Below are 24,757 nucleotides of genomic sequence, written 5' to 3' on the forward strand. Positions count from 1 at the left end.
ACTTGAAACTCTAGACAACCCAGACGCGCCCGGTGTGAAAACCGACCGTCGGGCACGCCGGGGATATCAGCCAAACCACAAAACCTGTGGGAGCGAGCCTGCTCGCGAAGACGACGTATCAGTCGACATCGTAGGTGCCTGACACGGCGCTTTCGCGAGCAGGCTCGCTCCCACAGGGCTTGGCGATTATCATGGTCGCCATTCCAATCCTGCTTTCACGAGACCGCGCATGACTTTCGATTTTGATCAGGTGTTCGACCGCCATAACACCGGTAGCACCAAATGGAGCCGCTACCCGGCCGACGTGCTGCCGATGTGGGTGGCCGACATGGATTTTGCCGCGCCGCCGATGATCATCCGGGCCCTGCAAAAACGCCTGGAACACCCGATGGTCGGCTACAGCGTGGCCCCGGATGACCTGCGCGACGCCATCGTCGCCGACCTCTGGAACAAATACGCCTGGCGCGTCGAGCCGCAAGAGCTGATCTTTCTGCCGGGGGTTGAATCGGGTTTCAACATGGCCCTGAAAGCGCTGGTCCAGCCGCCACAGAACGTCGTGGTGCAGGTGCCCAACTATCCGCCACTGCGCCACGCGCCGGGTCATTGGGGCCTGAACAAGGTCGAGCTGAATTTCGATGAGCAGGCTGACGGCACTTACACCACACCGCTCGCCACCCTCAGCCAGTCTCTGCAAGGTGGCGGCGCGCTGCTGCTGAGCAACCCGCACAACCCGCTGGGCAAAGCCTTCCCGCGCGAAGAGCTGCAAGCGATTGCCGACATCTGCCTGGAACAGGGTGCCTGGATCATCTCGGATGAAATCCACGCCGAGCTGTGCTTCGACGGGCGCAAGCATGTACCGATGGCGACCCTGAGCGCGGACATCGCCCGGCGCACGATCACACTGATGTCGGCGAGCAAGGCCTACAACATCGCCGGCCTGAAAACCTCGTTCATGATCATTCAGGACCGTGCCCTGCGCGAGAAGGTCAACCACGCCCGTTGCGGCATGGTCGACAGCGTCAACCCGCTGGGCCTGGAAGCCACCCGCGTCGCCTACAGCGAGGCCGGGCCGTGGCTGGCGGAGCTGAGCGCGTACCTGCAAAGCAACCGCGATTACCTGGTCGACGCCGTTCGCACGCGCCTGCCTGGCGTCACCATGAACGTGCCGCAAAGCACCTATCTGGCGTGGCTCGATTGCTCGACGCTGGGACTGGACAACCCGCAGCAGTTCTTCCTCGAGGAAGCCAAAGTCGGTTTGAGCCCTGGCCTGGATTTCGGTGATGACGCCGGGCAGTTCGTACGTCTGAACTTCGGCTGCCCACGGGCGTTGCTCGAAGAAGGCATTGCGCGGATGGAGCGCAGCTTGCGCAATCGCAAGGCCTGATCCTCTCTCAACTTCACCACATCCCCCTGTGGGAGCGAGCCTGCTCGCGAAAGCGTCATTCCAGTCGACATTGATGTTGGCTGACATACCGTCTTCGCGAGCAGGCTCGCTCCCACAGGGATTTGTGGGGCATTTGGAATTATCGGTACCTGAAATCCAACCGAACTCAAGACAAAACCCAACGGTCAACCCTTTGACCCGATTGCCTTGAACCCGGAGATTGAAGATGACTGACTATCCAAAACCACCCTTCCCCAAACAAGCCCAAGCCGTCCCAGGTTCCCAGCGCAAAATGGACCCCGTCCCTGACTGTGGCGAGCAGTCCTATAAAGGCTCGGGCCGGTTGCAGGGCAAGATCGCCTTGATCACTGGCGCCGACAGCGGCATCGGTCGCGCGGTGGCCATTGCCTGCGCCCGTGAAGGCGCGGATGTCGCCATTGCCTACCTGAATGAACACGAAGACGCTCAGGAAACTGCCAACTGGGTGGAACAGGCTGGTCGGCAAACCCTGCTGCTGCCCGGCGACATCGCGCACAAAACCGAATGCCAGGCCTTGGTCGACAAGACCGTCGAGCGCTTCGGGCGCATCGATATTCTGGTCAACAACGCTGCGTTCCAGATGAGCCACGACAGCATCGAGGACATCACGGACGAAGAATGGGTGATGACTTTCGATGTGAACATCACCGCCATGTTCAGGATCTGCAAGGCGGCGTTGAAGCACATGAAGGCCGGCAGTTCGATCATCAACACCAGTTCGGTCAACTCAGACCTGCCCAAACCGACCCTCCTCGCTTACGCCACCACCAAAGGCGCAATTGCCAATTTCACCGGTGGACTGGCGCAGATGCTCGGGCCGAAAAACATCCGGGTGAACAGCGTGGCACCGGGGCCGATCTGGACGCCGCTGATTGTCTCGACCATGCCCGATGACGAAGTGCAGAACTTTGGTTCAGAGACCCCATTGGGGCGGCCAGGGCAACCGGTTGAAGTCGCGCCGATTTACGTGTTGCTGGCGTCGGACGAGGCCAGTTACATCACCGGCCAACGCTATGGCATCACGGGCGGCAAGCCGATCCTGTGAACCTGTAGCAGCAGCCTTCGACGGCTGCTACATGGATCGGCGGGGTGTGGGCTTGCTGGTTTTAGTGACTATTCTGGTGGAAATGATTCTGGTGTGGTTCAACCTGCTGTCGCCTGAATACTGCGCGCAACGGTTGGTTGATTGCATCAGCCCCGGCATCGCACTTCCTTCCCTGCGGGTTAAGACATGAGCTTCATTCTATGGGTGGCGGTGCTGGGTGCCGTGCTGCTGACACTGGCGCTGACGTCGTCGTACCTGCGCTGGATGCCGGTGACCACATCGGCGGTTTGCCTGGTGCTGGGCGCGGCCATCGGCCCGGGCGCACTGGGTTTGTTGAAGCTCAACACCAATGACGCCGCTGACTGGATGGAGCACCTGACGGAAGTCGCGGTGCTTTTTTCGTTGTTTGTCTGCGGTCTGAAACTGCGCCTGCCGCTCAAGGACAAGACCTGGCGAATCGCTTTCGGGCTGGCCGGGCCGGTCATGGTCTTGACCATTGGCGGCGTGTGCTTGCTGTTGCACTACGGCTTCGGCGTGTCGTGGGGCGCCTCGGTCCTGATTGGCTCGATTCTGGCACCGACCGACCCGGTGCTGGCTGCCCTGGTACAGGTCAACGACGCACGTGATGACGACCGGGTGCGCTTCGGCCTGTCGGGTGAGGCAGGGCTCAACGATGGCATCGCGTTTCCGTTCGTGATCCTTGGATTGCTGTTGTTGCAACACGACGGCGATCCCGGCTGGCTGGGTCACTGGGCGCTGAAAAGCCTGCTCTGGGCCGTCCCCGCCGGTTTGCTCACGGGTTACTGGATGGGACGCGGCATCGGGCGTGTGACGCTGACGCTGCGAATCCAGAATGATGACAGCACGCTGTCCCCGAATGATTACCTCGCCCTTGCCTTGATTGCCCTGGCCTATGTCGGGGCCGAAGCTATTCATGCCTATGGTTTTCTCTCGGTGTTCGCCGCCGGTCTCGGCTTGCGTCAGGCTGAAGTCAGCACCACCGGCGAATCGCAAGAGCCCGCCGAGCATCTGGTGCAGCCCGTAGTGGGTCATCAGAATGTCGAGCCGCAACATGCGATGCGTGGCAACACTGAGCACCTGGAAGACGGCCAGGTTGCGGCGGGCATCATGATGAGTGACATGCTCGCCTTCGGTAGCCTCGTGGAGCGGGCCATGGAAGTGTTTCTGGTGACGCTGCTGGGCGTGGTGCTGATTGCCCATTGGGATTGGCGTGCCCTGCCCATCGGCGGCGTTCTGTTTTGCCTGATCCGGCCGCTGAGTGTAGCCGCCATGCCTTGGGGCCGTTTGCTTGACTGGCGGCAGCGAGCCTTGATTGGTTGGTTTGGCATTCGCGGTATCGGCAGCCTTTATTACCTGTTTTATGCGTTGAACCACGGGCTCGGTCAGTCGGTTGCGTCGCTGTGCACTGATCTGACCTTGTCGGTGGTGGCGTTGAGTATCCTGATTCACGGGATCACCACCCAGCCGACCCTCGCCCGTTACGAACGACTGAAAAAACAGATTATTTGATTTTTTCTCTGCATCTCATCAATGGATTTATCGAATTTTCGCCTGCAAAAAATTGAAATCCCTTTTTCTCCCGGCAGTCACATATTCAATCCCGCTGTGTTTGTGTCGCGGGATCCGACAGGTTCGGTTCCACTGTGGCAACGACGCCTATTCAAAGGAACCCTGGAAAAGAAAAAGGTGCCGGTCATGATCGAATGTTCCTCCCCTGATGAAATCAAAGCCTGCCGGGCATTTGCCCTGGAACGTAACCGTCAGATGTTCGAAGAGGCTCAGGACCTGAGTCGATGTGCTTTTGAAATGCTTGATGGCGGCGATCTGGATGTGGAGCTGTTTGATCGCTATCGCGCATTGCGCCGCAAAGCTGATCTGAAGTTTCAGGAAGCGATCGAGCATCTGCGCTTGCTCAACGAGGATTTCCCACCGATTCCACTGTCCGTCAGCAACTCTCATCATCTACGCCAGCAGCTTGAACACAGAGCCTGAGCGTAAAAAAGAAGCCCGGCGATTGCCGGGTTTCTTTTTGCCTGCTGGCCGCCGCTACATCACCGGCACCGCCTCGCTTTCAAGATTTTCGGTCAACGGGACATCGCTGGACCCTGGCGTCAGAATCACCTTGCGGCACTGTTCCTGTTTCTTGTCGAACAGCTTGTAGCCCTCCGCCGCCTGCTCCAGGGACATCCGATGGGTGATGATCGCCTCCGGTTGCAAGCGTCCGGTCTCAATGTGCCCGAGCAATTCCGGCAAGTAGCGCTGCACGTGAGTCTGGCCCATCTTGAACGTCAGGCCCTTGTCGAAGGCGTCACCGAACAGAAATCCATGGATAAACCCTGAATAAACACCCGGAACGCTGACCACACCTCCGCGCCGTACCGCGGCAATGCACTGGCGTAACGCCTTGCCGCTACTGCCCTCGAGTTTCAGGGTGGCGAGCACGGTTTCGGTGGTACTGCCCTTGGCTTCAAACCCCACCGCATCGATCACCGCATCCACCCCGCGACTGCCCGCTGTTTGCCGAATGATCGTATCGGCCGGGTCATCATCGTCATCAAAATTGATCGGAATCACGCCGTAAGTGCGCTGCGCATACACCAATCGATAGTCATGGTGATCGACCATGAAAATCTGCTCGGCGCCGAGCATTTTGGCGCACGCCGCGCTCAATAACCCCACGGGGCCTGCGCCATAAATCGCAAGGCTCGAACCGGGCCCAATACCGGCATTGAGCACGGCCTGCCACGCCGTGGGCAGAATGTCCGAAAGAAACAGCACCTTCTCGTCCGCCAGTGTTCCCGGCACTTTGAACGGCCCGACATTGGCTTTAGGTACCCGGACCAGTTCAGCCTGGCCACCGGGAATCCCACCGTACAAACGACTGAAGCCAAACAACGCCGCCGCTGGAGGGATTGCCTTTTTATTGATGATTGCGCCTCTGCCCGCATTGGTGGTTTCGCAGCTGGCGTACAACTCCATCTGGCAGAAGAAGCAGTCACCGCAGGCGATCACGAACGGGATAACTACCCGATCGCCACGCTGTACGGCCGTGACGGCGGAGCCGGTTTCCTCGACGATGCCCATGAATTCGTGGCCGAAGATATCGCCATGCTCCACGGTCGGAATCTTGCCGCGATACAGGTGCAGATCCGATCCACAGATGGCTGTGGCGGTCACCCGCAAGATGATGTCGTCAGCGGCTTCGATGACGGGATCTGGAACGGTTTCTACCTTGACGTCGTGGGCACCGTGGTACGTCATTGCTCGCATGGCTACATCCTCGCGGGTGATTGAAAAGTCTCGGCTGTCTGTATTAAGGGAGCCGGCTTCAGAGGCGAGTTCAGTTGCATGAGTGGCGAATCTGATCGACGGTAAAACGCTGTGGTGTCGCGTTCACAAAGTTGCTGGCGTGGCACTGCGAACTGCATGAGCCAAATGACGGACTCATGCAGCCTGCATGAGCGCAGTTAGCCATCAAGGCATGTAACTATTTGATATTACGAGTGATATAGCCCAGTCAAAAATCGGCACGACTCCTGCTCTATCCCCTCAAGCGACTATCGGCCATTGAGACCGTGCGCGCTCATTCCCGTGACGACTTGAGAGACTTGACCATGAACGCCATCGATCTGTTGAAAGCTGACCATGAACGTGTGAAAGGCATCCTGAGCCAATTGAGCGAATCCACTGAACGCGGCGTTAAAAAGCGCACAGAGTTGCTGGCCAAGCTGGAAATGGAAATCAGCATTCATACGCGACTTGAGGAGGAAGTCCTGTACCCGGCGTATAAAAAGGCCGGCGGCAAGGAGCAGGACGTGATGTATTACGAAGCCAAGGAAGAGCACCGCACCGTGGACTCGCTGGTGCTGCCGGATCTGAAAGTCACCGACCCGTCCACTCCGGAGTTTGCCGGTCGGGTCAAAGTGGTCAAGGAGCTGTTGGAACACCACATCGAAGAGGAAGAAACCGAGATGTTCCCGCAGGCGAAAAAGCTGCTAGGCAAAGCGACGCTGGAAGAGTTGGGCGCGCAAATGGAGACGCTGAAGGCTCAGTACAAAAAAGAACTGAGTGACGGCAATCTCGCTGCTTGAACATTCACTTAAACTTGACGCTGTATCTGTGGCGAGGGAGCAAGCTCCCTCGCCACACGTTAACCTTTGTCATTTCATCGCCTGGGCAATGATTTCAACCAGGTTGAGCTGAGTGAACGGTTTGGACAACCGCGGCAGTTCGACCGCAAACCCCTCCAGACGCTCTGCATACCCCGTGGCAAGGACAATCGGCTGGTCCGGCTGCATGATCCGGATCGCGTGTGCCAGTTGTGCGCCATTCATTTGAGGCATGGCCATGTCGGTAATGACCAGATCGATACCCGGCGTGCTCGCGAACAGCTCCAACGCCTGGGCACCGGATGTCGCACTGATCACCCGGTGGCCGAGGTCTTCGAGCAACAGGCCGGTGCTCGTCAGCACCAGGCTGTCGTCGTCCACGACCAGGACGCACAACCTGTACTCGGGGGCCACTGCCTCGTCTTCGGCAACTTTGGGAATGACCGAAGCCATCGTGGCAGCGGGTATCCACAGTTCGGCCCGGGTGCCACTGCCCGCCTGGCTCTTGAGGATGAACCGGCCGCCCAGTTGTTCGATAAATCCATGAACCATCGACAACCCCAGGCCGGTGCCTTTGCCGACGCCTTTGGTGGTGAAGAACGGGTCCATCGCTGACGCCAGGGTGATTGCATCCATGCCTTCGCCGGTATCGGAGACGCTCATGCAAACATATTGGCCCGGCGCCAGGGACAACGCCGAATGATCGTGAACCTCTTCCGTCTGGGCGCTGATCACGATTTTGCCGCCATGGGGCATGGCATCGCGGGCGTTGGTGGCAAGGTTTAGAACAGCCAGTTCGAGCTGGTTATTGTCCGCCATGACCGGCACCAGTCCCGGCGAAAAACGGGTTTCGAGTTGTACCGACGGCCCTAAAGAACTGCGCAACAAACCGCTGATGCCTTCAATCAATCCGGGAATTTCCACGGATTCGGATTTGAGCTCCTGGCGTCTGGCAAACGCCAGCATCCGCTGGGTCAACGACACACCGCGCAAGGCCCCTTGAGTGGCGTTGTCGATCAGCCGCATGACCTTCGGATCATTCGCGACGCGCTTGCGCACGATTTCGAGGTTGCCGAGGATCACCGTCAACAGGTTGTTGAAGTCGTGGGCTATCCCGCCGCTGAGTTGGCCGATGGCCTGCATTTTCTGCGCCTGGAACAACGCCTCGCGGGTTCGCTCAAGGTCTTGTTGGGCGAGGGTCGCCTCGGTGATGTCACGGGTAATCTTGGCAAATCCCAATAGCGTGCCGGTTTCGCCCCAGATCGGGTCCACCACGACGTGGGCAAAAAACCGTGTTCCGTCCTTGCGCACGCGCCAAGCCTTGTTCTCGAAGCGTCCCTCTCGTGTGGCGGTCTCCAATGCCCGTTGGGGTTCACCGGCGGCCCGGTCTTCAGGGGTGTAGAAAATAGAAAAATGCTGACCGATGACTTCTTCCGGCCTATAGCCCTTGATGCGCTGGGCGCCCGGATTCCAGTTGGTCAAACGCCCGTCCGGGGCCAGCATGTAGATGGCGTAATCCGTGACGCTTTGCACCAGTAACCGGAACTGCTGCTCGCTTTGCTTGAGGGTTTCCTCGGCCATTTTACGGTCGGTGAGATCCCGGGTAATTTTGGCGAACCCCAGCAACTTGCCGGTCGGATCGATAATCGGGTCGATCACCACGTGCGACCAAAAATGCGTGCCGTCCTTGCGCACACGCCAGCCTTCGCCTTCGAAACGACCTTCATTAATAGCCGTGTCCAGTGCGCGCTGGGGCAAACCGGCACGTCGATCTTCTTCTGTATAGAACCGCGAGAAATGCTGGCCGAGAATCTCCGCTTCCTCGTAGCCTTTGAAACGCCGGGCGCCGGAGTTCCAGCTGGTGATGATGCCGTCGGGATCGATCATGTAGATCGCGTAGTCCACCACAGCATCAATCAGCAGGCGAAAGCGCATCTCCTCGATGGAATTGGTTTTGGACGGCACATCACTCATCAATCACACCCGCGACTTTCATTTTTATGGAGTATGAGGCAAACCGTGGGTTTGGAAAGCCGCAACTCGCTTGTTCAGTGGAGTCCAGGCAACAGACCACCTATGCTCGACGCCAACTGCCATTTCCGGCAGATAAAAGGCGCTTCCATGATTCTGATGCTATTGCCGACCTGCGACTACGACCCGACCGAGAGCAGCGTGCCCTGGCAAGCGATGCGCAGTGCCGGCATCGAAGTGCGTTTTGCCACACCACAGGGTTTGCCCGCCTACGCCGATTCGCGTCTGGTGGACATTGGCTTTGGTCCGCTCAACTCGCTGCTGATGACACGCAAGCCCGACCTGGCCAGCTACAGACAGATGACGGAAGACGCCTCATTTCGCCAACCCTCGTCCTATGACGCTGTCGACCCGAGCGAGTTCGATGGATTGTTGATTCCAGGCGGCCATGCCAAAGGCATGCGCAACTTGCTGGAATCTGCTGAGGCACAGCGGATCGCCCTGCACTTTTTTAACGCAGACAAACCGGTGGCGGCGGTGTGTCACGGCGTTCTATTGCTGGCCCGTACCGTCAACCCCGATACCGGGTTTTCCGTATTACGGGGTCGCAAGGTCACCGCGCTGGTGGCCAACACCATGGAACTGCCTGCCTGGGCAATCACCGCGCCCTGGCTTGGGCGTTACTACCGAACCTACCCGCAGACGGTCGAGGCAGAAGTCACCGCGGCGCTTTCCAGCCCCGCAGATTTCCTGCGGGGCCCCTTGCTCGCCGTACGTGATTCGGCGGACCAGCCACAACGAGGCTTTGCCGTGCGCGATGGCCAGCTACTGACCGCACGCTGGCCGGGAGACTGCCATCGCTTTGCCGCCGAATGGGTGCGCCTTATCGGTTCACGTATTTGACGATATAGGCATGCAGGTCGTTGTAGACGAAATCAGGCACCAGCGTGGGGTGTGCCTGGGTTTTGAGCAGCGCCAGATGACACTCCTTCAGCATTTCGTCGCGCTCCCTCATGGTGTAGATATGGTTACTGATGATGCAGGCATAGGCGCTGCACGCGGTCGGTGCCTCTGGGGGAATGACTTCGTTGGCGATCGTTGCGTAGGTCTTCTGGAAACGCGATACCCGCTCTTTCAACCCGCCGAGACCCCGTTCATACACCGTGATCTGTGAGCCGCTGACCGCTTTGGAGGCTGTTTCAAAGGCCAGGATGATCGCCTGCGCGTTACTCATGCTGGCTTGCAGCGCTGTGCACGTGACAAACCTTTCCAGTTCTCTATTTTCCAGGCTGTTCAGGGCTCTTTTGATGCTCGACAGGTGAGCGAACGCTTGATTGCAGCCCACGATATGCGTCTCGAACTGATAACCGGCGGCGGTTGCCAGGGGTGGAAAAGCCGCGAAATCGAGGCTGTCGAACGCACATTCCATGATGATGTTGTATTTGAGGGTGAAGGCTTCGGTGAAAATCTTGGTGCTGACTTCCCGGACAAAGGCTTCCGTATGCTTATACGCATGCAGGACTCCACGCTTGATCATCTCGGCGTACTGGGGGTGTTTTTGTCGGTATTCGGGTAAGTAAAGGCGAACATACTGCTCATAGCGCTTGGAGGGCAGTAGGGTTTTTTCCAGCAGATAGGTTTTTCCCGAGCCTTGGAGCCCGGCAACGATGAGGACTTTTGGAATGGCCTGGGCGGTGATGCCACGAAACAACGTCGCTTTGATTTCATTGAATGCGGCAGTGACCTGCTCCGGGGTGTAGGCGTATTGCGGCGTGACTGACATACCTTGATTTCCTTATCAAAGATTCGCTGGGAAGTGATTGCCTGCCCTTTGAATAAAGCGCTGATTCGGTGTTTGTTCAAATCAGCGTGTCTTTCAGGATATGTCACTGTTTTTAAAGGCGAATATTCCTACTCGGTAACGCGAAAATGCGTCGGTTCAACCGACCACCAACGTGGCAATAACTGTTTAACCTTGCTCTCGCCAAACCGGTCATCGATGAGCATCACCACCCCTTGGTCTTGCTGGGTACGGATCACCCGCCCGGCGGCCTGCACCACTTTCTGCACGCCTGGAAACAGGTAGGTGTAGTCATAACCGGCACCGAAAATGGCGGCCATACGGTGTTTAATCTGTTCGTTGACCGGGTTGAGTTGTGCCAGACCCAGTGTGGCGATGAACGCGCCGATCAAGCGTGCGCCCGGCAAATCGATGCCCTCACCAAACGCGCCGCCCAACACCGCGAAGCCGATGCCCTGGCTGTGCGCGGTGAACTGGTCGAGAAAGTCCTGGCGTTGCGCTTCACCCATTCCCCGGGATTGTGACCACAGCGTGATATGCGGATGACGCTCGGCCAGCACCTGCAAGACTTGCTGCAAGTAATCGAAGCTGCTGAAGAACGCCAGGTAGTTGCCGGGGCGTTCGCCGAACTGCCGGGCGATGAGTTCGACAATCGGCTCAAGCGATGCCTGCCGGTGGACGAAGCGTGTGGAGATCTGGCTGACGATGTGCACCTGCAACTGGTCGGCTTGAAACGGTGATTCCACGTCGATCCAGACCGTGTTCGCCGGGGTGCCCAGCAGGTCCGCGTAGTAACGCCGCGGGCTCAGCGTCGCCGAAAACAGCACGGTGCTGCGCGCGGCGGTCAGACGTGGACGGACAAAACCGGCCGGCACCACGTTGCGCAAGCACAGTTGCGACAGCGGGCGCTGGCGGTCGAGGTCGCGCTTGCTGATGTCGAACAGGAACTGTTCATCAAAAAGCTCGGCGACCCGACAGAATTGCAGCATCTCGAAGTAGAAACTTTGCAGTGTGCTGTCCAGCCCCTGCGGGTGATCGTTCAGGTAGTCACCGATGCTCGCGCTGCACGAAAACAAGGCCTGGAGCAGTTTTTCCGGCGCCTTGTCGTACGCCTGATAAGCACCGGGTTGCTGGTTATGCAGGGCGTTCCATTCGCGGTTGACCCGCTGCAAGGACTTTTTAAGCGCTTCAGGCGCGGTTTTGCGCACACCGTTGAGCGTCGACTGGTCGAGACTGGCGCTGTACATCTGCCGGCCGCGCTCCACCAGGTTGTGGGCCTCGTCGACCAGCACCGCGACGGTCCAGTTGTTGGCTTGGGCGAGCCCGAACAGCAGCGCACTGAAATCGAAGTAATAGTTGTAGTCAGCGACCACCACATCGGCCCAACGGGCCATTTCCTGGCTCAGGTAATAAGGGCAGATCTCATGTGCCAGCGCCACCTCGCGCAAGGCCGCCTGATTCAACAGGCTCAGTGTGCTGGCGGCCTGCCGAGCGGCGGGCAAACGATCATAGAACCCCCGCGCCAACGGGCAGGAATCGCCGTGACAGGCTTTGTCCGGATGCTCGCAGGCCTTGTCCCGGGCGATCATCTCCAACACCCGAAGTGGCGGCGCATCGGCGCTTTTCAGGATCACCTGCGCCGCATCCAGCGCGAGTTTTCGCCCCGGCGTCTTGGCGGTGAGAAAGAACACCTTGTCGAGTTTCTGCGGCACCAGAGCCTTGAGCATCGGAAACAGCGTGCCCACGGTTTTACCAATGCCGGTCGGTGCCTGCGCCATCAGACACCGACCGGTACTGACGGCTTTGAACACCGATTCGGCCAAATGACGCTGACCCGGACGAAAACCCGCATGGGGAAACGCCAGTTGCTGCGCCGCCTGATTGCGTGCGTCGCGATGGGCCATTTCCTGCTCGGCCCAGTGCAGAAACAGCGCGCAATGATGTTCGAAGAACTGCTGCAGTTGCGCCGCACTGAACGCCTCGACCAGACAGGTTTCCTTTTCGCTGACGATGTCGAAGTACACTAGCGCCAGGTTGATCTGCGCCAGGTCCAGCTTGCGACACATCAACCAGCCATAGATCTTAGCCTGCGCCCAGTGCAGCTGACGGTGGTTGGCTGGTTGCTTGCTCAGGTCGCCGCGATAGGTTTTTACTTCTTCCAGGCAGTTTTGCGCGGGGTCATAGCCATCCGCCCTGCCCTTGACCCGCAAGGTTTTGTACTCGCCTTCGAGGGCCACTTCACTTTGATAACCGTCACTGCGCCGGGACGCGACCGTGCGGTGCCCGACGATGCCTTCCAGCGCCGTCGGTGAGGGGGTGAACCGCAGGTCCAGGTCGCCGACCTTGGCGGTGAATTCACACAGGGCCCGTACCGCAATGCTGTAGCTCAAGCGCTCTGCTCCGCCCATTGCACGTAGCAGACCGCGATGGGCATCTGATGCTCATGACAGAATTCCAGCCAGCGCAATTGGTTATCTTGCAGGCGATCGCCCGGGCCTTTGACTTCGATCATGCGGTAGGTTTTTTGCTGCGGCCAGAACTGGATCAGGTCGGGCATGCCAGCGCGGTTGGCCTTGATGTCCAGCAGCAAGCGGCTGAACCAGTGCTTGAGGTGTTCCGCCGGCAGGCAATCGAGCGCCTGATCCAGCAACGTTTCATTCAGGACGCCCCAAAACACGAACGGTGACTGCACGCCCCACTTGGCGGCAAAACGCTCACGAATCGTCTGCCGGTAACGACCGTCATCAAGCTCGGTCAGGCATGCCTCGAACAGCTCGGCACGACGCGCGCAAAAGTCTTCATTCAACAGGTCGACCGGCCCACGCTGGAACGGGTGAAAGAACGCCCCCGGCAGCGGCGCGAAAATGGCCGGCCAGCACAACAACCCGAACAGCGAATTGATCAGGCTGTTCTCGACGTAATGCACCGGTGCCTGTTCCTCCTCCAGATGCGCCTGTACGTAATATTCCACCGACAGCGCCAGATCGGTTCTGGGCAAATGCAGATCCAGGCGTTGCATGGGCCTTGGGGCGGCTCGCTTGAGCGCCGGACCGCCGAGTTTGCGCCGCAGCCTGGGCAGCACACGCAGTAAATGCTGATGCTCGGTGGCACTTTCCGGCAACTGCTGCGCATGGTTCGCCAGGTCCAGGGCGAGCTGATACTCACCACAGCGCTCCAGCACACGAATCAGCCGCACCCGTGCGCCGGGATAGGCGCAGTCGCGGTAAATCGTCAGCGCACTGGAGAAGTCGGCGATACGCTCACAGTGCTGGCCGATCTGGAACAGCAACTTGCCACGACGACGCTGCAACCACGGATTGCCAAGTGTCAGCCCGTTGACCTGCTCGACGATGGGCGCCAGTGGCTCACCTGCTTCGAAATGCTGCTGGCACTGATGGAGGAACAGGCAGGCGTCCACGTCCTCACGGCTGCGCAAGCCCCGGGATTCGGCACTGAATTCGACTTTTTCATAGGTAAAGATCCCGAGGTCGGCCAGCACGAACTCGGACCAGTCCTGATAAAGGTTGCCGAAGAACATCAGTCGAAACCGGTCACACAGGTCCATGATCGTCAGGGTGAACAGCCGGTCGTTCAATGCCGGGCACCATTGGGCAAAGCATTTTGGTTCTGGAAACTGCTCGCTCAGCAGCGGCAGCCAATCACTTTTCTTGCCTTTTGGCTGATCAATCGCAGCCCCAAGGCAGTGAACAATCTCGGCCTTGAGCAACACGTCGAACAGTTCCTCGATGTGCAACGGCGACACATCAGAGATCCAGCCTGCCGCCAGCAAAGGTTCGGCCGCGCTGACGATATCCCCGATTTCGACGTAATTCAGTTTGCCGGCCCTGAAATGTACGCCCTTGCGCATCACCATCCTGACCAGCAGCGCCCGCGACTCCTTGGGCAGGCGGGTGAAGGCGCGGATGAACGCTTGTTCTTCTACACTTAATACATCGGCATAACGATGTTCAAGCCAATCAAGCACTTGCATGAAGTTGTTGAGGTAATAGAACGGGTCGTCGAGGGGATTTGCAGTCACAGGGAAAAGCGCCATGGCAAGCGAGTACTGGTTATGCGTACAGATAACAGCTACCCGCCGTGCGGTGCAAACGGAAAAAGATAAGCGGCGGCGTTATTCGGTCATTTTCGGGTGGCCATCGAACTTTCTGCCAAACGATGGCACCAACCGGCATAGAGGTTTTTTTCAGCATTGTGAGAGGTGGACATGAACATCAAATCCCTGGGTTTACCGCTGGCCGCAGCGGCCTTGTTGGTACTGGCCGGTTGCTCGACGCCAACGGTGGTAACCCTGCAGAACGGCACCCAGTACTTGACCAAGGACATGCCGAAAACCAAGACCAAGGACGGTTTCTATGAGTTCGAGGATATTTCCGGGACGAAAGTGAAGGTCAATGCCAAGGATGTGGCCACGGTTCGCGAGGAAGACTGAGGACCGCGTTATCGTTCTTCGTCGGAACGCCGCCCGGAGCCGGCTCGCTCCCACACTGGATTTGCGCCGTTCACAAATCCCCTGTGGGAGCGAGCCTGCTCGCGAAGGGGCCCTTACCGGCGCCCCAAAACCATCAGGCAATCACAATTCCTGTTCCAGCCAGACTGTCCAGCCCAACCCCCACCAACGTCACCGAATCCCCACCAAACGTCAGCACGGTGTCATGCCCGACCATGGTGGCATGCGTGCGAAAGTCATCACTCCCCTGAACCCCGAGAAACACCAGCTTATCGTGCGCCTGATAACCCACGACCCGATCCTGACCAAACGAACCGCTGAACAGGAACGTATCGACCCCGCCACCCGATTCCATCACGTCATTCCCGGCCCCGCCAACAAACACATCGTTGCCCTTTCCGCCGATCAAATGGTCATTGCCGTCCAGGCCAAACAACCAGTCGCCCGTCGCTTGAGCCTTGAGCGTATCCGCCCCGGCACCACCCTTCACCGATGAGGTGTACGCGGTCAAATTGTTGCCGACCGTCAGGCCATTCGCCGTCACGCTGTGCGTCACGTCATCGTTGAACATCCCCCAGAGAAATCCCGGTTCCTTGCTGACAATGCTGCCGATGTCACGGGTAATGCTGATGCCGCCATTGGCGTCGCGAAGGTACAGGGTGCCAGCGCCGTCATTGGCAAACTCGACGGCTTTCACCGACTGCTGCAACTCCAGCACATTGTTGCCCTTGCCGCCCAACAGGATGTTGTAGCCACCGCCATCACGGAACGTATCGTTACCGTCACGCCCCTCCAGGTAGTCGTTGCCTTTGCCGCCCTGAATCAGGTCGTTGGCGTCGCTGCCGATGATGAACGTGCTGCCCTTGTGGGTTTCAGCGTTGCGGTTAAGGTCCTGCACCCAGGTGTTGGCCCGTGCCGGGGCGGACAGATTGGCGACGATGATCGTCGAGTCCTTGCTGGTGAGGTCGTAGAATTTCGATTCGATCACCCGGTTCATGCCGTCGCCGTACGCCGTGGGCAGATGCGAGATCCAGGTCGGAATGTTGAGGATGGAGTACGGCAGCACATTCCACGCCGTCGACGCGTAGTGATCGTTGAAGCTGACGATGTTATCGGTCGCCGACTCCTTTGGCGCATCGTGCACGCCCACCGACGACAGGTTGAACGATGAACCGTCGAGCGCACGAAACACCGGATCGTTTTCATAGCCGACGTTGAGCACTTTGTCGGTGGCGCTTTGTGTGGGCGACGCGTAGGCGATGTAATTGGAATCCTTGAAGAACCCGCCCCACGTGGCCGTGCTCAAGTCGGCCAGGCTGTTGACCGCCAGCCCACCGAGGCTGTGGCCGCTGACCAGGACGTTTTGACCCGACAGGCCATTCGCCTGGGCAAACGCCACAACGTCGCCGAGCAGGTTGCCGAAAGCTTCGCCGACGTAGTTTTTTGCGTAATCCTTGGGGCCCAGTGCCGCCAACAGATCGTTGATCACGTCGCCAATCGAGTCGCCGATCAGGGTTTCCCGCGGACCGCTGGTGCCGCGAAAGGCGATGCCGATTTCGGTCAGGTGTCCCTGGGCGTCGTACTTGCCGAGGATCTCGACTTGCGCCGTGGTGTAGCCGGCCTTCTCGCCGAAGAAGGTTCCGTGCGCATCGACCTTGCCGTCATAGCCCAGTTGCGAGGCAGTGATGGGTGTCCAGCCGGCTTTTTGCACGGCATCCAGTGCAGCTTTTTCCGAATCGGGATTCCAGGGGATGCCGGGAATGACGCCCTGGGAATCGGTGCCACCGAGCAGCGCGGTGACCAGTGTCGCGGGCAAGCCCAGGCCAAAACCGTTGTGCTGATAGCCGGTGGCAAAGCCGTTGTCGAGGTTGTGATAGGAATACAGCGTGATCGCCATGGCGTCGGTAAACAACGCTTTGGAATCCGTTGTACTGAGGTTTTTGTAGTCGTACACACCCATTGGTATTGCCTCTCTTTTGTTGGAATTGTCAGAGATGGCTCACAACCAGGACGCCTCGATCACGAAGCGCCCCGGAGCCTTTAGTGCTTGATCAGAACTGCCAGTCCAGCGTCAAGCTCACACCGTGGTCTTTCTCGTTGGAACCGACCAGCCCGTTGTAATCCAGGCTCACGCGAACATCCTGCGCCACCGCCAAACCGGCACGGGCGCCGATCACGGCGGCGTTGCGATCCAGCGACACGCTTTGCACGCTGAACGCGGTATTGCCGTTGGCAAACGCCAGGTGATCTTCAGACTGAGTGCTGCTCAGGTTGTGTTGCCAGCCCAGCGTGCCGGAGAGTTCCAGCTGCTGTTTGTCCGACAGCGCAAGCGCTTTGCTCGCCCGCAGGCCCAGGGTTGAAAGCACGGCATCACGGTTGTCTTCACCACCCTTGAGCGCAGCGGCATCGCCTTTTTCGGTAAAGCTGTCGCTGTTCAGGTGCACGTAAGCCAGGTTGGCGAACGGCTCCAGCGCCAACGGTTGCACGTCCAGGCGATACGCCGCTTCGGTGAACAGTTGCGCGGTGGTCGCATCGCGTTTGGATTTCTGTTTGCCGCTGACGTCGCCGAATTGCAGGTCACGTTTCACATCGATGCGATGCCAGCTGTAGGCGCCGCCGACGCTCAAGCGCAGGGCGTCGATTTCATGGCCCAGGTACGCGCCCAGGTGATAGCTGTCGACCGAGGCCGACGAATGTGTGCCATCGCCCATGCTCAACGAGCTGTCGCTGTAACCGGTGACGAAACCCAGTCGCGTGTTGTCAGTGATCAGACCGTCGACCCCGGCCAGCAAACCGCCGATGGAGCTATTGGAACTGGCGTTGTCATGCCCGCCATCGCTCTTGCCCCAGGCGCCGAGCACTTTGAGCCAGGCGTTGCTGCGGTCATCGGTGGGTGCGGCGGCGTTGAACAGGTCACGCTCACGCAGGCGTTCGCCAACGGCATCGCGCAGGTAACGGCTGTCGTTGATCAGCAGCGTGCCGATGGCCGGATGAATCTCGCCGGACAATTGCTGGAAGGCTTGCTGAGCCACGGCGGCGGTGGGCGACAGCAGCAAGGTTTCGTACAGTGCGTTGCCTGCGCCGAGCTGCTCGGCAGCCGCGGCGACCGCACGTTGGTTCGGCGTCTGGCCGACGCTGCTGAACGAGGTGGCGTTGCGTTCTACCGCCAGTTGAATGCCAGTGGCCGAGTAATCAAGGGTGCCCCCGAGGAACAGGTAGTTCGGCACCACCGCCCCGAAGCGCCCTTCTATCCCGCCGGCCGCTTGCAGAATGTTGTATTGATGGCCGAGCAGGGATTTCACTTCGCGGGTGGTCAGCAACGTCGGGCTGTTTTCCAGGGACAGGCTGACCGTGGCGTTGTCGATGACGGCTTTGCCGCCGGCGACGATCTCGTCACTGCTAGTCGGTGACAATTCCACGGCGTACGTCGAGCCGCGCTCGAATGTCACGTCGCCCGCCACTTGCAAGGTCCCGATGGAATTGCCCGGCGCCACGGTGCCGCCGCTTTTGGCGCTCAACCCGCCGATGCGACCGTTACCGCCGAGAATCCCGCTGTCGTTGACGGTGACCGTCGAAGCCAGCGAACCATTGATGGCCAACCGGCCCTGGTTGACCAGCGTCGGGCCGGCGTAGGTATTGGCGCCGGTCAGGACCAGCGTGCCGATGCCCTGCTTGGTCAGGCCTCCATGGCCAGAAATGTCGTTGCGCCAGATGTCGAGTCCGCAGTGCACGTCCGTGCACACACGTTCGGTCGGTTTGCCGGCGTCGATGATCGCGCCGATGCCTGGCAAATCGGCCACAAACTGGCTGGAGCCGTAGGCGCCCTGAATGCGGAACTCTTCGGGAATGTCCTGCTCGGTGACGAACATCCCCGGGCCATCGATGCCTTTGCGCAGGTTGATCATGCCCCAGCCGTACAACGCGTCGACACCCGGTGCCCCGAGGTCGGTGGCCGTGGTGCGCAGTACGCTGGCGACCTGTGCGCCGGTCATGTACGGGAAGCGTTCCATCAGCTCCGCCATGGAGCCTGCAACATGCGGCGCGGCCATTGAAGTGCCGTTGTAGTTGGCGTAACCGGTGGTGAGGTTATCGGCGCTGGTGCCGCCGATAATCGAGCTGTAGATTTTGCTGCCGGGCGCCGACACGCAAAAACTGGCGGTATAGCCGCAGCGTGACGAGAAGGTACTGATGTTGTAGAGGTCCGGGCTGGTGAGGTCCGGGTTCTTCTGCAACGCCGCGACGGTCACCCAGTTTGGCGCAATCTCAGGAACGAAATAGCCGAGGCCGGCGATGGCGTCCGGGTTGTTCAGGTTGTAGTCGTTGCCGGCCGCGAAGATCGTGACGATGCCGCTGCGGGCGGCGGCGATTGCGCCGTCATAGGCACCGCCCGGTTTGGTCCCGAGCAGTGGCTGGATCTCGTTGAACTGCAACTGCGCATCCTGCACGGTGAAGTGTGGGTACGCCGGGTTGCGTCCGCCGAGGTCGAAGCGATCGGTGATGCCGATGCCCCAGCTGTTGTTGATGATCCGCGCGCCGCTGGCGATCAAGGCATCCCAACCGGCCTTGTACACCGCGCCGTCGTTGCCACGAATGATGCCGTCCTCCGGGCCCGGGTCGCCGTTATCGGCGCTGATGATTTGCGCGTTGTACGCCACGCCGTGCATAGATCCGCCATCGCGGCTGCCGGCAGCGATCCCGCCAACGTGGGTGCCGTGGGAACCGAGCTTGCCGTCGTAGCCAACCGTGGGCGCGCCGTCATAGCGAAACGCATCCCCGGCTTTGACCGGGATGTACGGGTCGGTGTATTCGCGGATTCCGCTGGTGACCAGAGTGACGACTTTATTGGCGCCGGAGAACTCCGGGTGTTGGGCGTAGACCGGTTGGTCGAAGATCCCCAGTTTCACGCCTTTGCCGCTGTAACCGGCGGCATAGGCGTCTTGGGCATTGATCGCGCCCACGCCCCAATCGGCATTGAATTCGGTGCTGCGCCAGCTGTTGGGGTCGCCGGTGCGGCCGCTTTCCACGTAGGGCGCGGCGTGCGCCTGACCGAGTGTTGCCAGCGCGCAGAGCACGGCCAATGTGTTGTGCTTGTTATTCATCCAGCTACCGTCCTTAGTTGTGTTGCCAAAATCCCTTTTTGCCTCGAAAGGCCTATACAAATTCACACGTCCTGTTCCTATGTAGTAGCTGGCGCACCTTCGGCAGCTGCAACACGTTCAACTTACTGAGTCTTTGGGCCCTGGCCGAACGCTTCGTCTACCTTGGCAAGGTCCTGCTCGCTCAAGGTTCCGGCGTAGAAGTGCAGCTTGGTCCAGGCCATCAAGTAGTCATAGCGTGCCTGTGCCAGATCACGGCGGGTGGTAAATAGTTGTTGTTCTGCGTTCAGTGCGTCCAGGTTGACGCGTTCACCGCCCAAAATGCTTTGCTTGGTCGACACCACCAGCGCTTCGGCTGACACCAGGGCTTTTTGATAGGCGCGCAACTTGTTCACGCCCGACAGGCAGGCGCTGAACTGTCGGCGCAGCTCGATCATGGTTTCGCGGGTCTTGCCGTCCAGTTCGTACTCGGCCTGTTCCATGGTGCGGCTGGCCTGACGGGTGGACGCCGACACCCCGCCACCGGCATACAGCGGCACGTTGACTTCGATACCGATGGTGTTGGTGTCGTAACGCTGGTTATAGGTGTTGCCGCTTTCCGATTCGTTCTGGCGCACCGAGGCGTAGGCACTGACTTTCGGCAGATGCCCGGCACGGTTGCGTTCAACTTCGTAACGCGCGACGTCCACCGCATGGCGCTGAGAGGCCAGGTTCGGGTTATTGGCTACGGCCATCTCGTGCCAGGTGTCGTAATTGGCCGGTTGCAGGCTGAAGGTCTGGAAGTTCTGGTCCAGCGGCGCCAGGTCGGCGATGTCGATCGTCGGTACGCCAATCAGCGCGCCCAGTTCACGCAAGGACGCGTCCTGCTCGTTGCGAGCCTCGATTTCCTCGGCGGTCGCCAGCTCGTAACGGGACTCGGACTCAAGGGTATCGGTGCGCGTGCCCTCGCCTTGGCGAAACATCTGCTCGTTCTGCTGGAATTGTTGCTCGAAGGCTTTCTTCTTGGCCAGCGCGATGTCGATCTGATCCTGAGCGAACAGCGCCTTGGTGTAGTTCTCCAGCACCCGCACCAGCAGTTCCTGACTTTTGCCGCGAAAGGCTTCATCGGCAAACAACGACTGCGCCACGCCTTTGCGGTACGCCGCGTAGGCTTCGTAATCGATCAAAGGCTGTTGCAGGGTCAGGGTCGAGCCGTAACTGCTGTAGTTGCGGTCATCGGTCTGGTTTTGGCCGCGGTCATTGAGGTACGTGGCCTTGGATGAGTTACGCCCCTTGTTGTAGTTGTAACCCACCTTCGGCAGCAAGCCGGCCCGGCCAATGATGCGGTTTTCCATGCCGGCATCGCGTTCCTTGAGCGCACCGAGGAACACCGGATCATTGCGCAACGCTTGCTCGTAAATGTCGAACGGCCCCATGGCCATCACACTATTGCATGTCAGCAACGCCAGGGTCGCTGCGAGCAGGGAAAGCTTATTCATACAGCCGAACATCCTTATTCCTCGGTCAACGCGGAGCCTGCCCGGTCGAGCAGCGGTTTGAACAAATAGTTGAGGAGTGAACGTTCACCGGTACGCACGAACATTTCCGCCGGCATGCCCGGCTTGATCACCAGGCCATTGAGCTTTTCCATGGCCTGATCGCTGACGCTGCTGCGCAGCACGTAGTACGGAGCGCCGGTTTTCTCGTCGACCATCTGGTCGGCGGAAATCAGGCTGACTTCGCCGGGCACACGCGGCGTGCGGCTCTGGTTGAACGCGGTGAACAGGATGTCCACCGGCAAGTGAGTGCCGACTTTGTCGATCAGGTTGATCGGCAGGTGCCCTTCCACTTCCAGGCGAGTGCCCTGCGGCACGATTTCCAGCAAAGTATCGCCTTGGCGCACCACCGCGCCTTCGGTATGCACTCCGAGGTTGACCGCGATGCCATCAGCCGTGGCGACGATTTCACTGTGTTGCAGGTTGAAACCGGCGGAAGTCAGTTGTTCCTTGAGGGTCACGCTCTTGAGTTGCGCGTCGGCCAGTTGGGTACGGACCTCTTTTTGATATTCCTCGATGTGCTGTTGCAGCTTGAGCTTCGCTTCGAGGATGCCCTGCTCCACCCGCCCACTTTCGCCGGTGTTCTCGGCCAATTGCTGCTGCACTTGCGACAGTTGACGCTGGTATTCCATCAAGCGGTTGCGCGGAATGTAGCCGTTGTCCGCCAAGGGCTGAAGGTTGCTCAGTTGTTGTTGCAACGAGTTGGCCTGGGCCGTCAGGTCGGTGCGCGCACGACGCATGCCGGCCAATTGCGCGCTGGCGCCTTCCATGTTGGCGCGCAGCCCGCCCTGTTCGCGGAAGAACGCCTCGCGACGGCTACTGAACAATTGCCGCTGGCCTTCAAGCACCAACGCCAGTCGCGGGTCGGCATCCTTGCTCAACTCGGCCGGGAAATTCACTTGTTTGAGGTTGTCCCGTTCACTTTCCCAGCGCGCGACACTGGCCCAGGCCATGCGGTACTGCGCCTGCAGCGAATCGACGTCGGCCGCGACCTGAGTCTGGTCGAGCTGGAACAGCGGCTGGCCGAGCTTCACCACTTGACCCTCACGGACCAGAATCCGGCTGACCACGCCGGGGCTCATCGATTGCACGGCTTTGCGTTTACCCGACACCACGACCGTACCTTGCACCGGAATGCCTTGATCGAGCGGCGCGAGGCTGGCCCAGGTGAAGAAACTGCCGGCGCCGACGATGGCCAGAATCCAGCCCATGCGCGCGAAGAATCGCGCATCGCGTTCGGGGCGTTCGGCGATGTAATCGTGTTCCATCGTGGCTTCGCTTTCAGAGTTCATACGTGCGCTGCTCATACACCCGAATTCCTTGTCGTGGGCTGATACTGCCGGCTCATGCTGAGCCCGCCCGGTGCCTGCGCGGCTTTTTCACGGTGTTGTTCCTGAGCGCCGGACAGTGCCTTGAGCACGTCCTGGCTCGGGCCGAAGGCCTGCAAGCGCCCTTCGTTGAGCACCAGCAATTTATCGGCCTGGGCCAAGGCCGAAGACCGATGGGTGACCAGGATCACGCTGGTGCCTTGGGCTTTCATGTGCGCGATGGCACTGGCCAGCGCGGCTTCGCCCACGGTGTCGAGGTTGGAGTTGGGTTCGTCCAGCACCACCAGGCTCGGGTTGCCGTACAACGCACGGGCCAATGCCACGCGTTGTTTCTGGCCACCGGACAAGCCGCTGCCGTCTTCGCCGAGCACCGTGTCGTAGCCTTGCGGCATGCGCAGGATCAGTTCATGCACGCCAGCCTGTTGCGCAGCCTCGACGACTTTCTGCGGATCTGTTTCGCGAAACCGGGCGATGTTTTCGGCGATGCTGCCGCTGAACAATTCGATGTCTTGCGGCAGATACCCGATGTAGGGCCCGAGGTCGTCGCGGTTCCAGCGATGAATGTCCGCGCCGTCGAGCCGAACCGTGCCGCCGAGGGTCGGCCAGACGCCAACGAGTACCCGGGCCAGTGTCGATTTGCCTGAGCCAGAGGCACCGAGCACGCCCATCACCTCACCTGCACCGAGGTTGAAGTTGACCATGTGCAGTGTCGCAGTGCGTTGGCCAGGCGGGCCGGCGCTGACTTGTTCGAAAGTGATCTGCCCTTTCGGTGCCGGCAACGCCATGGCTTCGTCAGTCGGTGGAAAGGCTTGCAGCAACGCATCCAGGCGACGGTAGGCCAGCTTTGCGCCGCTCCACTGTTTCCAGACCGCTATCAGCTGATCGATGGGACTCAGGACGCGGCCCATCAGGATCGAACCGGCGATCATCATCCCGGCAGTCATCTCGCCCTTGATCACCAGCAACGCACCCAGTCCCAGGACCAGGGATTGCAAGCACAGACGCAAGGTCTTGCTCACGGAACTGATGACTGCACCGGTGTCGCTGGCCTGATTCTGCAAACTGAGAAAGCGCGAATGCACTTGAAACCAGCGTTTGCGCAACACACCCAGCATGCCCATCGCCTGGATGGTCTCGGCGTTGTGCAAGTGGCTGGTGGCCAACTGGCTGGACTTCTGGGAAAAACCGGCGGCTTCGCCCAAGGGCTTTTTGGTCATCGTTTCGTTGAGGAACGCGAGGCCGATCAGGACCACAGCGCCCACCGTCGCGAAAACACCCAGCCAGACGTTGAACAAATAGATCACGAACAGATAGACCGGAAACCACGGCGCGTCGAAGAAGGCAAACAGCGCGGGGCCGGTGACAAACTGGCGGATGTGCGTCAGGTCCCCCAGGGACTGCCCGGCATTGCCCTCGCCTTTGAGCAGGTTGCGCTCGAACGCGGCTTGATACACCCGCAGGTTGAAGCGTCGTTCCAGTTGGCTGCCGATACGGATCACGATGAAGCTGCGCACGATCTCAAGCAAACCGATGAAGGCAAAGAAGCCGACCACCATCAGCGACAACATGGCCAAGGTCGTTTCGTTCTGCGAAGACAACACACGGTCATAGACTTGCAGCATATAAATCGACGGGACCAGCATCAGTACGTTGATCAATGCGGTAAAACAACCGACGCTGATCAAGATACTTTTATAGTCGCCCAGTGCTTTGAATAACGGAGCGGTGGCTGGGGCCTTAGCCATCTTCATTGATTTTTCCCGAGATGATATTCCCCGCCCTGATCTGGCGAGGCTTTAATTAACTGTGTGCGCGCGGTTCCAGACATTCTTTATCGGCAATCGCTTACACATTAACAACCCACTTCCATGCTCGATAAAGAGTTGGCGTTTTGTTTTGCTACTTATGACTACAACAGCGGGCTCTATATTTAAATCTGCACAGTTCCGCCAACTATTTG

At 59.4% G+C, this 24,757-nt stretch carries 18 protein-coding genes; 8 read left to right on the plus strand and 10 right to left on the minus strand.

The window, feature by feature from the left end; genetic code table 11:
- Nucleotides 1-229: 229 nt before the first annotated feature.
- The 5 genes from AC07N8_RS05255 (at nucleotide 230) to AC07N8_RS05275 (ending at nucleotide 4,481) form a co-directional block, all read left to right on the plus strand.
- Nucleotides 230-1,384 (plus strand): MalY/PatB family protein, encoded by a 1,155-nt coding sequence (locus tag AC07N8_RS05255; RefSeq protein ID WP_493141680.1) that lies wholly within the window; start codon nucleotides 230-232, stop codon nucleotides 1,382-1,384.
- A gap of 226 nt (nucleotides 1,385-1,610) precedes the next feature.
- On the plus strand, nucleotides 1,611-2,468 hold the full coding sequence (locus AC07N8_RS05260) for an SDR family oxidoreductase (protein WP_493141678.1): 858 nt from the start codon (nucleotides 1,611-1,613) through the stop codon (nucleotides 2,466-2,468).
- A 46-nt stretch (nucleotides 2,469-2,514) separates the two neighbouring features.
- Entirely contained in the window at nucleotides 2,515-2,658 is a 144-nt protein-coding gene (locus AC07N8_RS05265; RefSeq protein WP_493142008.1) for a hypothetical protein, read from the plus strand.
- Nucleotides 2,655-3,998, plus strand: coding sequence for a cation:proton antiporter (locus AC07N8_RS05270; protein ID WP_483841995.1), 1,344 nt, complete (start codon nucleotides 2,655-2,657; stop codon nucleotides 3,996-3,998). The genes AC07N8_RS05265 and AC07N8_RS05270 overlap by 4 nt, the downstream gene beginning before the upstream one ends.
- Nucleotides 3,999-4,019: 21 nt before the next feature.
- Nucleotides 4,020-4,481 (plus strand): hypothetical protein, encoded by a 462-nt coding sequence (locus AC07N8_RS05275; protein WP_483841996.1) that lies wholly within the window; start codon nucleotides 4,020-4,022, stop codon nucleotides 4,479-4,481.
- 54 nt (nucleotides 4,482-4,535) lie between these two features.
- On the opposite strand, the gene AC07N8_RS05280 is transcribed toward AC07N8_RS05275, so the two are convergent.
- On the minus strand, nucleotides 4,536-5,759 hold the full coding sequence (locus AC07N8_RS05280) for a zinc-dependent alcohol dehydrogenase (protein ID WP_493141676.1): 1,224 nt from the start codon (nucleotides 5,757-5,759) through the stop codon (nucleotides 4,536-4,538).
- A gap of 344 nt (nucleotides 5,760-6,103) precedes the next feature.
- Here AC07N8_RS05280 and AC07N8_RS05285 point away from each other — a divergent pair, with 344 nt between their 5' ends.
- On the plus strand, nucleotides 6,104-6,580 hold the full coding sequence (locus tag AC07N8_RS05285; RefSeq protein ID WP_477804704.1) for a PA2171 family ribosome-binding persister protein: 477 nt from the start codon (nucleotides 6,104-6,106) through the stop codon (nucleotides 6,578-6,580).
- 69 nt (nucleotides 6,581-6,649) lie between these two features.
- Here AC07N8_RS05285 and AC07N8_RS05290 read toward each other — a convergent pair whose 3' ends face one another.
- Nucleotides 6,650-8,572, minus strand: coding sequence for a hybrid sensor histidine kinase/response regulator (locus AC07N8_RS05290; RefSeq protein ID WP_493141675.1), 1,923 nt, complete (start codon nucleotides 8,570-8,572; stop codon nucleotides 6,650-6,652).
- A gap of 147 nt (nucleotides 8,573-8,719) precedes the next feature.
- Here AC07N8_RS05290 and AC07N8_RS05295 point away from each other — a divergent pair, with 147 nt between their 5' ends.
- Nucleotides 8,720-9,472 (plus strand): DJ-1/PfpI family protein, encoded by a 753-nt coding sequence (locus tag AC07N8_RS05295; protein ID WP_493141674.1) that lies wholly within the window; start codon nucleotides 8,720-8,722, stop codon nucleotides 9,470-9,472.
- Here AC07N8_RS05295 and AC07N8_RS05300 read toward each other — a convergent pair.
- From AC07N8_RS05300 to AC07N8_RS05310, 3 genes are all read right to left on the minus strand, one after another.
- A complete protein-coding gene (locus AC07N8_RS05300; protein ID WP_483842000.1) occupies nucleotides 9,453-10,352 on the minus strand; it encodes a zeta toxin family protein in 900 nt (299 codons plus the stop codon). The two genes, AC07N8_RS05295 and AC07N8_RS05300, sit on opposite strands and share 20 nt — an antisense overlap.
- A gap of 128 nt (nucleotides 10,353-10,480) precedes the next feature.
- Nucleotides 10,481-12,760, minus strand: a complete 2,280-nt coding sequence (locus AC07N8_RS05305; protein WP_493141672.1) for an ATP-dependent DNA helicase — start codon at nucleotides 12,758-12,760, stop codon at nucleotides 10,481-10,483.
- The gene (locus tag AC07N8_RS05310; protein WP_493141670.1) at nucleotides 12,757-14,424 is read right to left on the minus strand and encodes a VRR-NUC domain-containing protein; all 1,668 of its coding nucleotides are present in this window, start codon (nucleotides 14,422-14,424) and stop codon (nucleotides 12,757-12,759) included. Before AC07N8_RS05310 ends, AC07N8_RS05305 begins: the two co-directional genes overlap by 4 nt.
- 171 nt (nucleotides 14,425-14,595) lie before the next feature.
- Here AC07N8_RS05310 and AC07N8_RS05315 point away from each other — a divergent pair, with 171 nt between their 5' ends.
- Nucleotides 14,596-14,820: a YgdI/YgdR family lipoprotein gene (locus AC07N8_RS05315; protein ID WP_483842003.1), complete on the plus strand. Its 225-nt coding sequence runs from the start codon at nucleotides 14,596-14,598 to the stop codon at nucleotides 14,818-14,820.
- Between the two features lie 133 nt (nucleotides 14,821-14,953).
- On the opposite strand, the gene AC07N8_RS05320 is transcribed toward AC07N8_RS05315, so the two are convergent.
- From AC07N8_RS05320 to AC07N8_RS05340, 5 genes are all read right to left on the minus strand, one after another.
- Nucleotides 14,954-16,798, minus strand: coding sequence for a polyurethane esterase (locus AC07N8_RS05320; RefSeq protein WP_493141668.1), 1,845 nt, complete (start codon nucleotides 16,796-16,798; stop codon nucleotides 14,954-14,956).
- 91 nt (nucleotides 16,799-16,889) lie between these two features.
- On the minus strand, nucleotides 16,890-19,937 hold the full coding sequence (locus AC07N8_RS05325; RefSeq protein WP_493141666.1) for an autotransporter domain-containing protein: 3,048 nt from the start codon (nucleotides 19,935-19,937) through the stop codon (nucleotides 16,890-16,892).
- 122 nt (nucleotides 19,938-20,059) lie between these two features.
- On the minus strand, nucleotides 20,060-21,424 hold the full coding sequence (locus AC07N8_RS05330) for a TolC family outer membrane protein (protein WP_483842006.1): 1,365 nt from the start codon (nucleotides 21,422-21,424) through the stop codon (nucleotides 20,060-20,062).
- A gap of 2 nt (nucleotides 21,425-21,426) precedes the next feature.
- Complete coding sequence (locus AC07N8_RS05335) at nucleotides 21,427-22,776, minus strand: HlyD family type I secretion periplasmic adaptor subunit (protein ID WP_483842007.1); 1,350 nt, start codon at nucleotides 22,774-22,776, stop codon at nucleotides 21,427-21,429.
- Nucleotides 22,773-24,548, minus strand: a complete 1,776-nt coding sequence (locus AC07N8_RS05340; protein WP_483842008.1) for a type I secretion system permease/ATPase — start codon at nucleotides 24,546-24,548, stop codon at nucleotides 22,773-22,775. The genes AC07N8_RS05335 and AC07N8_RS05340 overlap by 4 nt, the downstream gene beginning before the upstream one ends.
- Nucleotides 24,549-24,757: the final 209 nt, after the last annotated feature.

The organism is Pseudomonas sp. GW821-FHT10C09 (genome assembly GCF_059415465.1).

Coding starts and splice junctions, on each gene's coding strand:
- AC07N8_RS05325 (WP_493141666.1), bottom strand. CDS start 19,937: ATGAATAACAAGCACAACACATTGGCCGTGCTCTGCGCGCTGGCAACA.
- AC07N8_RS05340 (WP_483842008.1), bottom strand. CDS start 24,548: ATGAAGATGGCTAAGGCCCCAGCCACCGCTCCGTTATTCAAAGCACTG.
- AC07N8_RS05310 (WP_493141670.1), bottom strand. CDS start 14,424: ATGGCGCTTTTCCCTGTGACTGCAAATCCCCTCGACGACCCGTTCTAT.
- AC07N8_RS05335 (WP_483842007.1), bottom strand. CDS start 22,776: ATGAGCAGCGCACGTATGAACTCTGAAAGCGAAGCCACGATGGAACAC.
- AC07N8_RS05280 (WP_493141676.1), bottom strand. CDS start 5,759: ATGCGAGCAATGACGTACCACGGTGCCCACGACGTCAAGGTAGAAACC.
- AC07N8_RS05320 (WP_493141668.1), bottom strand. CDS start 16,798: ATGGGTGTGTACGACTACAAAAACCTCAGTACAACGGATTCCAAAGCG.
- AC07N8_RS05255 (WP_493141680.1), top strand. CDS start 230: ATGACTTTCGATTTTGATCAGGTGTTCGACCGCCATAACACCGGTAGC.
- AC07N8_RS05300 (WP_483842000.1), bottom strand. CDS start 10,352: ATGTCAGTCACGCCGCAATACGCCTACACCCCGGAGCAGGTCACTGCC.
- AC07N8_RS05290 (WP_493141675.1), bottom strand. CDS start 8,572: ATGAGTGATGTGCCGTCCAAAACCAATTCCATCGAGGAGATGCGCTTT.
- AC07N8_RS05270 (WP_483841995.1), top strand. CDS start 2,655: ATGAGCTTCATTCTATGGGTGGCGGTGCTGGGTGCCGTGCTGCTGACA.
- AC07N8_RS05295 (WP_493141674.1), top strand. CDS start 8,720: ATGATTCTGATGCTATTGCCGACCTGCGACTACGACCCGACCGAGAGC.
- AC07N8_RS05260 (WP_493141678.1), top strand. CDS start 1,611: ATGACTGACTATCCAAAACCACCCTTCCCCAAACAAGCCCAAGCCGTC.
- AC07N8_RS05330 (WP_483842006.1), bottom strand. CDS start 21,424: ATGTTCGGCTGTATGAATAAGCTTTCCCTGCTCGCAGCGACCCTGGCG.
- AC07N8_RS05275 (WP_483841996.1), top strand. CDS start 4,020: ATGGATTTATCGAATTTTCGCCTGCAAAAAATTGAAATCCCTTTTTCT.
- AC07N8_RS05285 (WP_477804704.1), top strand. CDS start 6,104: ATGAACGCCATCGATCTGTTGAAAGCTGACCATGAACGTGTGAAAGGC.
- AC07N8_RS05315 (WP_483842003.1), top strand. CDS start 14,596: ATGAACATCAAATCCCTGGGTTTACCGCTGGCCGCAGCGGCCTTGTTG.